We start from the raw sequence: 15,074 nt of genomic DNA, 5'->3' as shown, positions 1-15,074 counted from the left end.
CGTTCTCCTCGGGACCCGTTCAGAAGTTGCCGTCGTATGCGCTCGCGTCGGGGGAACCGTCCGAGCCCGTTCCGGTGAGGCGGCCGGAACCCGCGTCCGTGTCGCCCGCGCTGCCGCGTCCGGCTCCGCCGCCGGCGCGGCGAGGGGGACGGAACCACGGTGTGTCCCGGCCGCCGGTCGGCGCCGGTCGCCCGGCGGTCGCCCGGCCGCCGGTCGGCGCCGGGCGGCCGCCCCGTACGACCAGCTCGTGGTCGCCGAGCCCGGCCGGCTCGCCGGTCCGTACGGGGACCTGCGCGCCGCCGCGGGGGCGCAGCAGCAGCTCGCCCGCGCCGGTGCGGCGCAGCACATGGGCGGAGGAGCCGCCGCCGGGGACGCGGCGGAGGGTGGCCGGCGCCCCGTACGGTTCGTCGACGGTGAAGGCGAAGGCGCCGCCGGGGCTCTGCCCGCGGCGGACGGTCAGCGAGTCGAGCGACCGCCCCTCCTGGCAGAGTTCGAGCGTGACGCCCGTGAGGTCGCGGCGGCGGCGCCGGAAGAGGAGCCGGATGCCGACGAAGGTGCCCACGAGAAGGACGAGGACGGCCCCGCCGACCACGGCCTTCCACCAGCGTTCCCACCAGGTCGGCGGCTCCACCACCCGGACGTTCAGGAGCGCGCCGCGCAGGGTGCGGTCGCCGTCCGCGGTGTCCACGACGGTGACCTGGCCGCCGAGCGTGCCGTAGGGCGTGTTCTTGCCGACGGTGACGGTGAAGGGGATCCGGGTGCTGCCGTTCGGCGGGGCCGTGATGGTCGCCGGGGCGACGACGAGTTCGGCGCCCGGGGTCTGGTCCGCGAGTCCCAGCCGCAGGGTGTGCGGCGCGGAGTCGTTGTTGGTGACGTCGAGGGTGCCGCTGACGGTGGCACCGGGGTGCACGGTGTCGCTGTCGACGGTGAGGGCGGCGGTCACGAGCGGCGCGCCCTTGGCGACGACGGCGTGCAGCGGGCGCCGGTCGGAGGTGATCCCGGGCGCCTCCATGCGGGTGACGAGCTCCAGTGCGCCGGTGGCGCCCGCGGGGACGGTGAGCGTGCCGGTGAACCGGACGTCGCCGGCCTTGGCGTCGGGGGCCTTGCCGTCGTCGGCGAGCCGGAAGGTGACGGGTTCGAAGCCCTCGCCGCTCAGGTCGGCGGCGACCGAGAGGCCGGCCAGCTGGTGCCGGTCGGTGATGACGACTCCGCGCCGGGTCTGCATCTGCACCTCGACCTTGACCTGCTCGCCTGCGCGCGGGGACGCCGGGTCGAGGACGACGGCGGAGCGCAGCCGGCCCTGCCAGATCGCCCGGACGGCGACCTCGCGGTCGCCGTGGCCGGGCGGCGCCTCGATGTGCACCCGCCAGAGGCCGGGCAGCGGGTTCTTCACCCGCAGCGCCTCGACCGGGCCGTTCTGCCCGCTGACCTCGAAGGAGGAGCCGTCGAACTCGTCCCGGACGGGGACCTTGCGGCCGGCCGGGTCGTAGTAGGTGACCTGCACCTTGGGGTCGTGCTTGGCGACCGTCAGGGAGCCGTCGGTGGCGATCGGCGGGATGGTGACGGTCAGGTCGGCGGGCGGCTTCCCGGCGGTGCCGTGCGCGATCCGGGCGCAGCGGGCGGCGGCGAAGGTCTCCTGGAGTGCCTTGTCGATCTCGGCGGAGGTGTCGACGACCCGCATGCGCGGGGCGGAGCCGGGGATCTCGGAGCAGGAGCCGCGGTAGCCGCCCTCGGCCATCGCGGTGAGGCCGGCGCGGTCGAGCTCGCCGCCGAAGCCGAGGGGCCAGATCTGGACGCCGGCCGCCCGGGCGCGGGCGAGTTCCTCGACGAGCCGCTTGGCCCCGTTGGACTGGCGGCTCTCCCGGTCGGTGCCGTACTCGGGGCTGTCGGCGACGTCGAGCTTTCCGTCGGTGAGCAGGAAGACGACCTTGGGGGTGCCGGGCTTCTTGGCTCCGCCGGTCCCGGTCCCGGTCCCCGTCCCGGTGCCTGTGCCTGTCCCGGGTCCGGCCGCGGCTCCGGTGAGGCGGGTGACGGCCTGCCGGACGGCGGCCGGGAAGTCGGTGCCGGGGCCCACCCGGGCGGTGTCGCGGCGCCCCAGCTCCTGGACGCAGTCGCTGAGTCGCTCACGGCCCGCCGCGTCGGCGACGGTGAGCTGGCACACCTCGCGTACGGGCGACTGACCGCGCTTCTCCGAGCTGCCGAAGCCGATGACGGCGGCCCGGGAGCGCTCCGATATCTCGCCCTGGACGAGCAGCGCCGCCGCCTCGGTCTCGCGCGCCAGATCCTTGTCGGCGAGGCTCGCCGACTGGTCGACGACGACCGCGAAGTCGATGGGGTCGGGTCCTTCTGCGGGGTCGGTGGGAGCGGCGGGGGCTGCGGGAGCGGTACGGGGGACCGCCCGCGCCCCGGAGACGCCGGGCGCGCCCGAGGCGGTGGTCGCCGCGAGCGGTCCGGCGAGCGCGAGGAGCGCGCCGGCGAGGAGCAGGACGCCCCTCTTGTTGGTCCACTGCATGTTCTCTCTCACCACAGTTCACTGAAGAGGGCCAGAAGGGCGCCGAGCGCGAGCGCGGACACGCCCAGGCGCAGCCACCGGTACTTCGCAGCGAGCACGAGGCCGTGCACGCTGGCCTGTTCGAGGAGCCAGCCGGTGGCGTCCGCGCCGGGTGCGGCGAGCCGCTCGCGCAGCGCGGTCACCGACGGTCCGCCCGTCAGCTCGCGCAGGAACGTGCGGTCGGCCCCGATCCGGGTGCGGGGCAGCACCACCGAGACGAGCATCAGGACACCGGCCGTCCAGAGCGCACCCGCGAGGAGCAGGAGGACGAGCCCGGGTCCGGAGTCGGGCAGGAGGGCGCGGTCTCCGGAGAAGACGACCGCCAGGAAGGCGAGGGCGCCGGAGAGCAGGATCGCGGCCTTGGTGTCGGCCCGGCCGATGTCCTCCCGGACGGTGGCGAGCAGCCGTTCGGCCATGAACCTGAGCTCCTCGGCGGGGACGGGGACGGGGACGGCGGCGGGCGTGGAGGCAGGCGCGGGCGTGGGGGCGGGTGGGGGCGCGGGGGCGGGTGGGGGCGCGGGGGCGGGCACGAGGGCGGGCACAGGCATCGGGGCGGGCACGGGCCTCGGCGCCGCCGCGCCGGCCGGTTCCCGGTCCCGCGCGGTGGGCGCCGCCCCTGTCGGGTCCTGCCCGAGCCCCGGGGAGGTCGTCATTCGTCGTCCCAGTCGGTGAACTCGGAGCTCGGCCGGGCCGGACGGGCGGGCCGCCGGGTGCGGTCGCGCCCGTCCCTGTCGTAGGGGTCGTCGCGGTCGTACCGGTCGTTCCGCTCGTAGGCGTCGCTCCGGCGGTACGGGTCACCGTCCTCGTACCGGTCGTGTCCGTCGTCGTGGCCGTCGTCGTGCCGGTCCCGCGAGCGGGCGCGCTCGCGGTCGTCGCCGTCGCGGCCCCTCTCCCGCGCCCTGCCCCGCTCCCGTTCCCGCTCGGAGCCGGACTCGACGCGGGTCGGCTCGTAGACGCGGGGCCCGCCGGGGGCCGGGGCGTCCCCGCGGTCCTGCTCCTCGTACCAGTCGGGGCGGTTCGGCTCCGGCGCCGCGTCCTCCAGGGCGAGGCGGTGCGGCGGGGGGTTGCCCGAGGGGTTGAGCACCCGGTTGGTGATGCCGTCGAGGACGGTGCCGGTCTGCGTCCGCAGGTACATGAGCACCTGGTACATCTGCTCGCCGATGTCGTGCCGTTCCAGGACGCCGGTGTCGAGGAGCCGGTTGAAGACGGCCAGGTAGTCCTCCTGGCCCTCGCGCCGCTCGCGCTGGAGCTGGGTGCGGATCTCCCACTGCTTGTCGGGGTGCATCGCCATGTGGTGGGCGATCTGGGCGAGGTCGCCGCGCCGGAAGAGGTCCTCCATCTCGCGGGCGCGGTCGGCGACCAGGGCCCGGTCGGCGGCCTCCCTGCGCCGCTCGGCCTCGGCGACGCGCTCGTCGGCCTCCATCGTGACGCCGACCCGGTCCCGGCGCGAGACCTCGGCCTTGACGGAGTCGTCGAGGTCGACGAAGACATGGACGCGGGTCCGCAGCCCGATGTCCGCGCCGAACCTGAGGCGGCCGGCGCTCAGTTCCTCGCGCACGGCCTCGTCGGCGCGCTGCGCCTCGGTGATCCGGAACCGCCGGGAGATCCTGCGCAGCCCGTCGAGCAGCTCGTCGTGCAGCAACTCGGCGACGTCCTCGACCTGTTCGCGGACGACGAGGTGGGGGTCGGTCACCACCCACTGGACCCTGGCGACGGCCTCGAAGAAGACGCCGTCCCCGGCGGCCGGCAACTGGAGCCTGAACTCGGTCACGTTGCGCCCGAGTTGCACTTCGAAGACGGTGTAGGCGGAGCCGAGCATCGGCTTGTTGACGTCCTCCACACGGTCCGGCCAGACCACCCGGTGGCCGCCGTTGCGGTAGAGGAGCACCGCCGCGACCTTGCCGCTCCGGCGGCGGTACGGGGGCGCGTACTCGGCGATCAGCGGCCCGCGCGGCCGCTCGCCGGAGCGGGACCCCGCACCGGACCCGCCGCCGTCGTCCCCGCTCCAGCGCCCGCCCCGGCCCCGGACGCGCCCCCCGCCCTGCCGCTGCTGCTGCTCTCGGTCCAGCTCCTCGTCCGGGTCCACGTCCAGGTCCTCGTCCTCGTCCCGGCCACCGGCGTGCCGGCCACCGCCGTTCTGCCCGTCGTACCGCTGTCCGCCGTACTGCTGTCCGCCGCCACGCTGCCCGTCGCCGGGCTGCCCCGCGTACCGCTGCCGCTCGCGGTCGTCCCGGTCGCGGCCGTCCCGTGCCCGCTCGTCACGGGCCTGCTCGGCCCGGCCCCGGTCGTCGCGCGCCCGCTCGTCCCGTCCCCTGCCTTCGCGGCCGCGGTCGTCGCGGTCCCGGTCGACCCAGCGGGTCCGCTCGTCGGGCCGGGGGTTCCTGTCCTGCTCGGGCCCGGTCATCGGTTCGCTCCTTCCGTCACGGCGTCCCACATCCGGCGCGCCGCGCCTCTGTCCAGGGGCCGGTCACGGTCCCGGACCAGTTCGTTCAGCAAGCCCCTGAGCCGGTCCCGGTCGCGCCGGTCCACCGCGAGGCGCGGCAGGAAGGCACAGACGAGCCCGAGCGACTCCGGGTCCTTCGCGGCCCGCCGGAGCATCCCGCCGAGCGCCTCGAGGGCCGACTCCCCCGAGCGGGCGGTGGTGAGCGTGGACCGCAGCAGCGCGGCCAGTTCGGGGGCGAGCTCGGGCCGGGTCGCGAGCAGCGCGACCATCAGCGGGCGGGCCGCGTGTCCGTCCAGCTCCGGGACCTCCCGCAGCCCCCACAGATGGGTGGTCCTGGTGCTCAGGGCGCGGATGACGGCGAGGTGGACGAGGTTGGCGAGGTTGAGCCGGCCGTCCTCCAGCCACTGCCGGAGCCGTCGGAGCACGGGCGCCGGTTCGCCGCAGGCGAGCAGTCGCGCCACGCTGAACGCGGCGGGCACGAGGACCTCGATGTCGGTCGCCTCGCGGGCCCTGACGACCCGGGCGATCGCGTCGAGCGAACCGGAGACGCCACCGGCGGCCAGCACGTAGCCGTGGGCGAGCAGGGCGGTCCTGACGAGCATCTCGTCGTCGGACGCGGCCCAGTTCTTGAGGACGTCGGCGACGGCGGGCCGGACGCGCGGGTCGCGCGCGGACTCGGCGAGCGCGGTGGCGGCCGCCATGCGGGCGACCGGATCGTCGGTCACGGCGAGCGGCACCACCAGCTCGCGGAAGCCGTGGATCCAGTCCCAGGAGCAGAGGACCCCGGCCGCGATGGAGGCCCGCACCCATACCTCGGGGCGCGGGTCGTCGCACAGCGAGCGCAGCCAGCGGGCCACCGGGCCGCGGACGTTGTGGTAGCCGTGCCAGATCTCGCCGAGGACGGCTCCGGCGAGCGCCTCGCCCTGGAAGCGGACGGCCCGCACGGGCACCTTGGCCGGGCCGAGGTCCAGCTCGCCGTCCTCCAGGACGGCCCGCGCCTGTACCGGCCGGTGCTCGGCGTGCGTCCCGAACAGGCGGCGGCCCGGCGGGTGTTCGGGGTCGAGGGTGACCGCGAGTTCCCAGGCGAGGAGTTCGGCGGCCTCGGCGGCGAGGCTGTACGCGGAGCCGTTGAAGACGGCGACGGCGATACGGAACGCCCCGGCGTTCAGGGCCGGGAGGGCCTCGGGGACGGCGCCCGGACGGTCGGCGCCCGCGAACCACTCGCGCGCCTGGGAGCGTACGAAGGAGGCGCATTCGGCCAGGAGTTCCTCGTCCGTCACCTCGCCGCGCCAGTGCCGGGCGAGGTGGTCGGCGAGCCGCGCCGCCTCACGGGGCCGCAGCTCCTCCAGGCCGAGGGCCTCGACGACGTCCCGCCGCGCGCCGCGCGCCCGGGCGTCGCCGAGGGCATCGTCGGACTCGGCGCGCAGCTGGTTCCAGAGGTGGCGGTGGAGGACCTCGTCGGCCGGCGGCGGCGCGCAGTACATCCCGTACCGGCCGCGCAGCAGCCGGTCGGCGAGCTCTCCGTTCTCGACGAGGACGACCCCGTACGCGTCCCGGCCGCGCAGCAGATCGCCGAAGCGGTCCAGGTGCAGCTCGGAGAGCCGGGTGACGGAACGGCGGGCGACGGCGGTGTGTTCGCCCCGGCCCGAGCGTGCGGCGCGCGGCTCGCCCTCGGCCTCGCGCACGTCCTCGGTGAGCAGCTCCAGGAGGTGGCCGCCGCTCTCCTGGAGGACCTCCTCGGTGATCTCGTCGACGCCGTGGCGCGGGTCGAGCCGGAAGACCTTGCCGCCGGTCAGCTCGTCGAGGAGGGCGAGCGCGGTGGCCTTGCGGCCGCTGCCGGGTTCGCCGCACAGGACGAGGACCCGGTGGTCGCGGAGCCGGTCCCGCATCCGCCGGTAGCCGGAGGTGGCGCAGTACACCCGGCCCAGGTGGTCGAGCGTCTCGGGCGGGACGGGCCCCTGGACGAAGTGCGCGGTGCGTTCGGAGCCGTACAGGGCGAAGATCTGGTTGCCCTCGAAGACGGTGCCGTCGCCGTGGATGGTGGTGAGGCGGTCGGCGGCGCCGCTCGCCCAGGTGCGGACGGCCCGGCGCGCCGTGGCGGCCCCGCCGGTGTCGCTCTCGCCGCCGAGGGGCCCCCGGTCGGCAGCCGCGAAGACGCTCGGCTCGCGGGGCTGTTCGGCACCGTCACCCCGCTCGGACCCGCCGTCCCGGTCGCGGTCCCGGTCACGGTCCCCCCGGTCGCGGTCCCGGTCCCCCCGGTCGCCGCCGCGGTCCGAACCGCGGTCGGAACCACGGTCGGAACCCCGGCCGCCGCCGCGGTCCGAACCGCGGTCGCCGCCCCGGTCGCCGCCGCGGTCGCCGCCCCGGTCCGGCGCGTCGGCCCGGTCGCCGTGGCCGTGCCCGGCGTCCGAGGAGTCGCTCTGCGGCGCGGCGTCGTCCTGGTCGCTCACTCCGGCTCACCCGCCCCGGCGACCGCACCGGAACCCGCAGCAGCACCCGAACCGGAGCCCGGGCCCGAGCCGGAACCGGATCGGGAGCCGGATCGGGAGCCCGAGTCCTTGCCCGAGCCCTTGCCCGAGTCCTTGCGGATTCCGGTGAACCCGCCGTGGATCGTGTTGCCGTGGATGTCGAGGAGGTCGCCCCCGACGTGGTACTCACGGTTCCCGCCCACGGGCCGGGGCGTTGGGCCGTCCCCCCGCGACGGCCCAACGCCGGTCCGTGCCACCCCCGCCGGCGGCCGCTCCCCCGCGACCGCCGGCTCCCCCTCGGGCGCCGGCTCCCCCTCCGGCGGCAGCTCCCCGTCGCGCCCGATCAGCGGCGGCGCGGGCCTGCGCGGTACGTGGAACCAGGCGGCCTCGTCGGTCTCCTTGGACCGGATGCGGGCCGACCGGTAATGGTCCGGCTCGACGTACCGCCCGCCGTCGGCGACCACGTTCCCGTACAGCCAGTCGGAGACGACGACCACGAGGTCGATCTCCGGGGTCTCGTTCATGATCCGCTTGGCCGGGGGGCTGTCGCAGAGCCGCGCGGCGAGGTCCACCGCGCGTCCGACGAGCCCGTGCCGGTCCTGGGTCACGAGCCCCGCGTTCATCCCGATCCGCAGCCGCAACGGCCTGACCCGGCCCTGGTTGTGGGCGCGCAGACTCTCGTACAGCGTGTCGATCCACCGGCCGACCATGAGCGTCGGCGGCACGTCGGGACGCAGGGCGGCGAGGATGCCGTCCCCCCGGTCCTCCTGGTGGAAGGTCCCGGGCTCGACGCCGACGGAGCTGTACGCGTCGTCGAAGGCGGCGTACATCGCCGCCCGCTGGTGCCTCTTCTCGGCCAGGTCGAGCGTCCCGGAGCCACAGATGTCGCCGAAGACGACGAACCGGTGGATGCCGCACGCCTCTCCGCCCACGTCTCCGCCCACTTCCCCGTTCACTCCCGCACTGCTCACTCTCGGACTCCCTGTGTGCTGCCCCGGTGCCGTTGGTGCCGTGGTGATGCGTGTCCAGACTGGCCGCGTTCCGCGACCGGCGATGTAGCCGTTTACACACCCGGCGGAGATTCGTCCGCCGGTTCTCCGCCGGGGCGCGCGCGCCCCTCCGCGAGCAGCACCAGGACCCGCATGTCGATCACGATGACGGTGCGGTTCGCGGTGCGGACCACGTCCTGCTCCCGCAGCAGGCGCAGCGCCTTGGCCACCGCCTCCCGGGTCGCTCCGATGGCCGCCGCCAGGTCGTGCTGGGGCAGCGGAAGTTCGAGTACGGTCCCGGCCTCGGCCCGGCGCCCGGCGCGCTCGGCCAGCTCGACGAGGCGGGCCGCGAGGCGCTGGAGGACCGTCTCGGAGGCGAGCGCGCGGCGCTCGACGTCGGCGCTCCGCAGCCGGGTCGCGAGCTGGCGCATGATCAGCGAGGTGGCGTGCGGCCGGGCGGCGAGGAAGCGCCGGAACCGGTCGCCGGAGATCGCCACCGCCTCGACCCTGCCGAGCGCGGTGACGCTGGCGCTGCGCGGGCGCCGGTCGACGGCGGCGAGGTCGCCCACGACCTCGCCGGCGCCCCGGAGGGCGAGGATGAGCCGCGAGCCGCGCTCGGTGCCCACGGAGACGACGGACCAGCCGGAGAGGAGCGCGAGGACGAAGGCGGTGGTGTCGCGTTCGCGGATCATCACCTCCCCGGGTTCGTAGACGCGCCGGGCACCCTCGGCGATCAGAGACCGCCGGTCGGCCGCCGGGAGGGCGTGGAGGAAGGAGCGGTCCTGGCCGAAGAGACTCACCGCGCGCTCACCCCCGTACCGTCCTCGGGCCCTCCGGGGAAGACCGACTCGCCGATGATCGACCGGCGTATTCGCGTGCGTGTTCCCACCTCAAGTGACGTGTCTCGTCACACTGTTGACGCTGTGTCACGTCATGGGGTGAAGAACGCTAGAGGGTGCGGAAGAAATGCGTCAACGGGCACGGGGGGCGCAGGGGAGCGCCGCACCCGGCGTCCCTGCGCCCCCCGTCGGGGCCGGGCGAAGACCTCGCGAAGACCGTGCGAAGGCTCTGCGGAGACGGGTCGAACACACGTCGAAGCCCTCGCGGAGCCCCACCGCCCGAGGGGGTGGCGATCTCCGCGAGGGCTTCCGGGAGTCAAGGCCTCGCTGCCGCAAGGCCTCACGGCGTCACCGGCCACTGCCGCAAGGCCCCACGGCATCACCGGCCACTGCCGCAAGGCCCCACGGCGTCACCGGCCCACTGCCGCAAGGCCCCACGGCGTCACCGGCCCACTGCCGCAAGGCCCCACGGCGTCACCGGCCACTGCCGCAAGGCCCCACGGCATCACCGCCGCAGGGCCTCACGACCCGTCAAGGCCTCAGAGCCTCGGGTCCACCGGCTCCGACTCCAGTGCCAGGACCGCGAACACGGCCTCGTGGACCCGCCACAGCGGCTCCCCCTCGGCGAGGCGGTCGAGGGCTTCGAGGCCGAGTGCGTACTCGCGCAGGGCCAGCGACCGCTTGTGGCCGAGGAAGCGCTGCCGCAGCCGCTCCAGGTTCTCCGGCCGGGTGTACTCGGGGCCGTAGATGATCCGCAGGTACTCCCGACCGCGCACCTTGACGCCCGGCTGGCCGAGCCGGCCCTTGCCGTCGCGGACGAGTGCGGCCAGCGGCTTGACGACCATGCCCTCGCCACCGGCGGCGGTCATGTCCAGCCACCAGTCGACCCCGGACCGGACCGAGGCCTCGTCGCCCGTGTCGACGACGAGCCGCCGGGTGACCTGGAGCAGCCCGGTCGGGTCGTGCTCCACGAGCCGGTCGAGCCAGGCGAGCTGCTCGTCGTGCGGAACGGCCGCGAGCGAGCGTCCGCGCGCCCCCAGGAGCTGGAAGGGCGCGAACCGCACCCCCTCCAGGCCCTCGGTCGGCCAGCAGTACCTGCGGTAGGCCTCGGTGAACGCCTCCGCGTCCACCGCCCGCTCCCGCTGCTTCGCGAGCAGCCCGTCGATCCCCTCGACCCCGCGCGCCACCGCCTGTTCGAGCGCGGAGATCGCTCCGGGGAAGACCGCGCCCGAGGCGGCGCCGACCGCCGCGTACTGCGCGCGGAGCAGCCCGGCCGACTTCAGCGACCACGGCATCAGCTCGCCGTCGAGCAGGAGCCAGTCCGTGTCGAGCTCGTCCCAGAGACCGGCGGCGCCGATCGCCGTCCGCAGCCGGTCGAGCACCTGCTCGGTGACGGCGGGATCGTCGAAGAACGGCCGTCCGGTACGGGTGTGCAGCGCGCCGGTGACCCCGTCGGCGTCCACGCCGAAGCGCTCGCGGGCCGCGTCCGCGTCCCGGCAGACCAGGGCCACCGCCCGGGAGCCCATGTGCTTCTCCTCGCACACGACGCGATCGACACCGTCCGCCCGGTACTGGGCGAAGGCCTCGGCCGGGTGCTCCAGATAGCCCTCCTCCTTCGACGTGGCGGTGGGCGCCATCGTCGGCGGCAGATAGGTGAGCAGCCGCGGGTCGACCGCGAACCGGCTCATCACCTCAAGGGCGGCCGCGGCGTTCTCCTCGCGCACGGCGACGTTGCCCAGGTGGCGGGTCTCCACGATCCGCCGGCCGTGCACGTCCGCCAGGTCCAGGGGGCGCCCCTGGTGCCCGCCGGGCGCCTCGGTCGCGAGCGGCCGGGCCGGCTCGTACCAGACGCGCTCGGCCGGTACGTCGACGAGTTCGCGCTCGGGCCAGCGCAGTGCGGTCATCTTTCCGCCGAAGACGGCTCCGGTGTCGAGGCAGAGGGTGTTGTTGATCCAGGAGGTGTTCGGCACGGGGGTGTGGCCGTACACGACGGTGGCCCGCCCCCGGTACTCCTCGGCCCACGGGTAGCGCACCGGCAGCCCGAACTCGTCGGTCTCACCGGTGGTGTCCCCGTACAGCGCGTGCGAGCGCACCCGCCCCGACGTCCGGCCGTGGTACTTCTCCGGCAGACCGGCGTGGCAGACGACGAGGTTGCCGCCGTCGAGGACGTAGTGGCTGACGAGCCCGTCGATGAAGCGCCCGACCTCGGCCCGGAACTCCTCGCTCTCGTGCCCCAACTGCTCGATGGTCTCGGCGAGTCCGTGCGTCTCCTGCACCTTCCGGCCCTTGAGCCAGCGGCCCAGCTTGTTCTCGTGGTTGCCGGGGACGCACAGGGCGTCGCCGGCGGCGACCATCGCCATCACCCGGCGCAGGACGCCCGGGGAGTCGGGGCCGCGGTCGACGAGGTCGCCGACGAAGACCGCCGTACGGCCCTCGGGGTGGTGCCCGTCGACGTATCCGAGCTTCGCGAGCAGGGTCTCCAGCTCGGAACGGCAGCCGTGGATGTCACCGATGATGTCGAAGGGGCCGGTGAGGTGACGCAGGTCGTTGAAGCGGCGCTCCAGGACGACCTGGGCGGCGTCGACCTCCTCGACGGACTTCAGCACGTGCACCTTGCGGAAGCCCTCGCGCTCCAGGCCGCGCAGCGAGCGTCGCAGCTCGCGGCGGTGGCGCTGGATGACGTGCGCCGGCATGTCCGCGCGGTCGGGACGCGCGGCGTTCCGGCTGCGGCACACCTCCTCGGGCAGATCGAGGACGATCGCGATGGGCAGCACGTCGTACGAGCGGGCCAGCTGTACGAGCTGACGCCGCGCCTCCTGCTGCACGTTGGTCGCGTCGACGACGGCGAGGCGCCCGGCCGCGAGGCGCTTGCCCACGATGTAGTGCAGGACGTCGAAGGCGTCCTTGCTCGCGGACTGGTCGTTCTCGTCGTCGGCGACGAGCCCCCGGCAGAAGTCGGAGGACACGATCTCCGTCGGCTTGAAGTGTCGCCGGGCGAAGGTGGACTTGCCGGAGCCGGTGGCGCCGACGAGGACCACGAGGGACAGGTCGGTGACGGGCAGGGTGCGGGCCGGGGTGGTGTCGGCCGGGTTCACGGTCTCGGTGGTCATGCCTGTTCCTCCTTCGCGGCGGTCGGGCCGGGGTCGTGGGCCTTCTCGGCGATCGGGTCCGGGGTCTGCTTCTGGTCCTGGCCCTGGTTCTGGTTCTGGTTCTGGTCCTGGCCCTGGCCCTGGCCCTGGTTCTGGCCCTGGTTCTGGCCCTGATCCTGGTTCTGGCCCTGATCCTGGTTCTGGTCCTGGGTCCGGGTGAAGACGGCCATCTGGGTGGGCGGTCCGACCTCGGGGTCGTCCGGGCCGACGGGGGTGAACCCGACGCCGTACCCGTACCGCTCCGCGACCGAGGCCGCCCAGCGGCGGAACTCCTCCCGGGTCCATTCGAAGCGGTGGTCACTGTGCCGGACGTGCCCGGCCGGCAGCGACTCCCAGCGCACGTTGTACTCGACGTTCGGCGTGGTCACCAGGACCGTGCGCGGCCGGGCCGAGCCGAACACCGCGTACTCCAGGGCCGGCAGCCTCGGCAGGTCCAGGTGCTCGATGACCTCGCTGAGCACCGCCGCGTCGTAGCCGGTCAGCCGCTTGTCGGTGTACGCGAGCGAACCCTGCAGCAGCTTCACACGGGCGGCCTGCCGCTCCCCCATCCGCTCCAGCCGCAGCCGCCGCGCGGCGACGGTCAGGGCACGGACGGACACGTCGACACCGACGACCTCCGTGAAACGGGTGTCCTTGAGCAGAGCCTGCACCAACTGGCCCTGACCACACCCGAGATCGAGGACCCGGCTCGCCTCGGCGCGCTCCAGGGCGGCGAGGATCGCCGCCCTGCGCTGCTCGGCGAGCGGCACGGGCCGCTCCTCGGTGTCGGTCGACTCGTCGACCGCGTTGTCGACGTCGTCGACGTCCAGGCCCTCCGCCTCGGCGAGCCGCACGAGTTCGAGCCGCTCGCTCGCCTCACGCGTCAGGCTCCAGCGGCGGGACAGATAGCGGGCCGTGATCAGCGTCCGCTCGGGGTGACCGGCGAGCCAGCCGTCACCGGCGCGCAGCAGCTTGTCGACCTCGTCGGGCGCGACCCAGTAGTGCTTGGCGTCGTCGAGTACGGGCAGCAGGACGTAGAGGTGGTTGAGGGCGTCCGCGAGCCGCAGCTCACCCTCGAGCACCAGGCGCACATAGCGGGAGGCGCCCCACTCGGGGAACTGCCCGTCCAGGGCCACCGGCTCGGCGTCCACGGTGTCCCAGCCCAGCGGCCCGAACAGCTTGCGCACCAGCTCGGCGCCGCCGCGTGCGGGCAGCGCGGGCACCTCGATACGCAGCGGCAACGCCGCCGCGGCCCGCTCGGGCATCGCCTGGCAGACGCCGTGCAGCGCCGTCTTGAAGACCTTCGCGAGCGCGACGGCGAGCAGCGAGGACGCCGCGTAGGGCCGGTCGTTCACGTACTGGGCGAGCGCGGAGTCCGGGGCGCCGCCCCGGCCCTTGCCCTTGCCGCGGCGCACCAGCGCCACGGGGTCCACCTCCAGGAGAAGTGCCGCCGTGCACCGCTCGGCGCTCGCCTCGGGGTAGAGGACGTGCGCCGTGCCGTGCGAAGTCGAGAACGTCTGCGCCCGCTCGGGATGCTTGTGCAGCAGAAAACCGAGATCGGTCGCGGGACGCTCCGGGTTGCCGGTCGTACTGATCGTCAGGAACACACTTCCGAGTATGGTTCGCCGCTCCCCTCCCGACCAGGCATTTTCCCGCGCGGTACGAGCCTGCGGGGGCTGCGGGCGGTGCCGGGGACCGGGCAGACGGCCAGGCCTGGGGCCGCCGTCAGCCCGCGCCCCTCTCGGTGACCAGGGACGAGCCCAGGGCGGAGATCGTCGTCGGGCCGACCCGGCAGCAGCCTCCGATGAGCCGGGCGCCGGACGCGGCCCAGTCGGCTGCCCGGGCCGGGTCGAAGGCGATGTCGCCGCGCCAGCCCCGCGCGCGGGCGTCCCACCGCTCCCCGCTGTTGGGGTAGACCACGGCCGGCTTCCCGGTCACGGCGACGGCGAGCTCCACGGCGGGCCCCGCCTCCGCCGGGTCGCAGCAGTTGACCCCGACGGCGACGACCCGGTCGTTTCCCGCGGCGACGGCGAAGGCCTCCGCCAGGTCCTGCCCGGCCCGGGTCCGCCCGCCCTCGACCGTGTACGAGAGCCACACCGGCACCCCGCACCCCTCGACCGCCCGCAGCAGCGCCTCCGCCTCCGTCACGTCCGGAACGGTCTCCAGCGCCAGCACGTCCGGCTCCGCCGCCGCCAGCGCCTCGATCCGGGGCCGGTGGAACGCCTCCAGTTCCCGCACGGACAGCCCGTACCGTCCCCGGTACTCGCTCCCGTCCGCGAGCATCGCACCGTACGGCCCCACGGACCCGGCGACCCACACCTCCTCTCCCACCCCCGCCGCCGCGGAACGGGCGAGCTCCACGCTCCGCGCGAGCAGCCTCGCCGCCTCCTCCCGGTCCACGCCCCGGCGGGCGAAGCCCTCGAAGGTGGCCTGGTAGCTGGAGGTGATGAGCACCCGGGCTCCGGCCCGTACGTACGCCGCGTGGGCCGCCTCGATCTGCTCGGGCCCGTCGGCCAGGAGCCGCGCGGACCAGAGCGCGTCCGAGAGGTCGCAGCCCTGTGTCTCCAGCTGGTTGGACAGCCCGCCGTCGAGGACGAGGACCCCCGCCCCGAGGGCTTCGGCGAGCGTACGGACCGGCTTCATCGGATCGCCCCGC

The 15,074-nt window shown here is 74.9% G+C and carries 9 protein-coding genes; all 9 read right to left on the bottom strand.

Annotated features, from left to right (window positions below; translation table 11 throughout):
• Positions 1–19: 19 nt before the first annotated feature.
• Entirely contained in the window at positions 20–2,512 is a 2,493-nt protein-coding gene (locus E0F75_RS25555; RefSeq protein WP_229312910.1) for a VWA domain-containing protein, read from the bottom strand.
• Between the two features lie 8 nt (positions 2,513–2,520).
• The gene (locus tag E0F75_RS25550; RefSeq protein WP_229312908.1) at positions 2,521–3,204 is read right to left on the bottom strand and encodes a Pycsar system effector family protein; all 684 of its coding nucleotides are present in this window, start codon (positions 3,202–3,204) and stop codon (positions 2,521–2,523) included.
• Positions 3,201–4,955 (bottom strand): hypothetical protein, encoded by a 1,755-nt coding sequence (locus E0F75_RS25545; protein ID WP_229312900.1) that lies wholly within the window; start codon positions 4,953–4,955, stop codon positions 3,201–3,203. The genes E0F75_RS25550 and E0F75_RS25545 overlap by 4 nt, the downstream gene beginning before the upstream one ends.
• Positions 4,952–7,444, bottom strand: a complete 2,493-nt coding sequence (locus tag E0F75_RS25540; RefSeq protein ID WP_229312899.1) for a HEAT repeat domain-containing protein — start codon at positions 7,442–7,444, stop codon at positions 4,952–4,954. Before E0F75_RS25540 ends, E0F75_RS25545 begins: the two co-directional genes overlap by 4 nt.
• Positions 7,441–8,433: a hypothetical protein gene (locus tag E0F75_RS25535; RefSeq protein WP_229312898.1), complete on the bottom strand. Its 993-nt coding sequence runs from the start codon at positions 8,431–8,433 to the stop codon at positions 7,441–7,443. The genes E0F75_RS25540 and E0F75_RS25535 overlap by 4 nt, the downstream gene beginning before the upstream one ends.
• 92 nt (positions 8,434–8,525) lie before the next feature.
• On the bottom strand, positions 8,526–9,251 hold the full coding sequence (locus tag E0F75_RS25530) for a Crp/Fnr family transcriptional regulator (RefSeq protein ID WP_209497306.1): 726 nt from the start codon (positions 9,249–9,251) through the stop codon (positions 8,526–8,528).
• A 578-nt stretch (positions 9,252–9,829) separates the two neighbouring features.
• Positions 9,830–12,400, bottom strand: coding sequence for a polynucleotide kinase-phosphatase (locus tag E0F75_RS25525; protein ID WP_229312897.1), 2,571 nt, complete (start codon positions 12,398–12,400; stop codon positions 9,830–9,832).
• Positions 12,397–14,025 (bottom strand): 3' terminal RNA ribose 2'-O-methyltransferase Hen1, encoded by a 1,629-nt coding sequence (locus E0F75_RS25520; protein ID WP_229312895.1) that lies wholly within the window; start codon positions 14,023–14,025, stop codon positions 12,397–12,399. Before E0F75_RS25520 ends, E0F75_RS25525 begins: the two co-directional genes overlap by 4 nt.
• Before the next feature lie 118 nt (positions 14,026–14,143).
• Entirely contained in the window at positions 14,144–15,061 is a 918-nt protein-coding gene (mmuM, locus tag E0F75_RS25515; RefSeq protein WP_229312893.1) for a homocysteine S-methyltransferase, read from the bottom strand.
• Between the last annotated feature and the right edge of the window lie 13 nt (positions 15,062–15,074).

The sequence above is a fragment of the Streptomyces sp. CB02980 genome, assembly GCF_014451325.2.
GTDB lineage: Bacteria > Actinomycetota > Actinomycetes > Streptomycetales > Streptomycetaceae > Streptomyces.
Note: the sequence above shows the minus strand (reverse complement) of the source record. Positions and strands in the feature narration are given on the sequence as shown.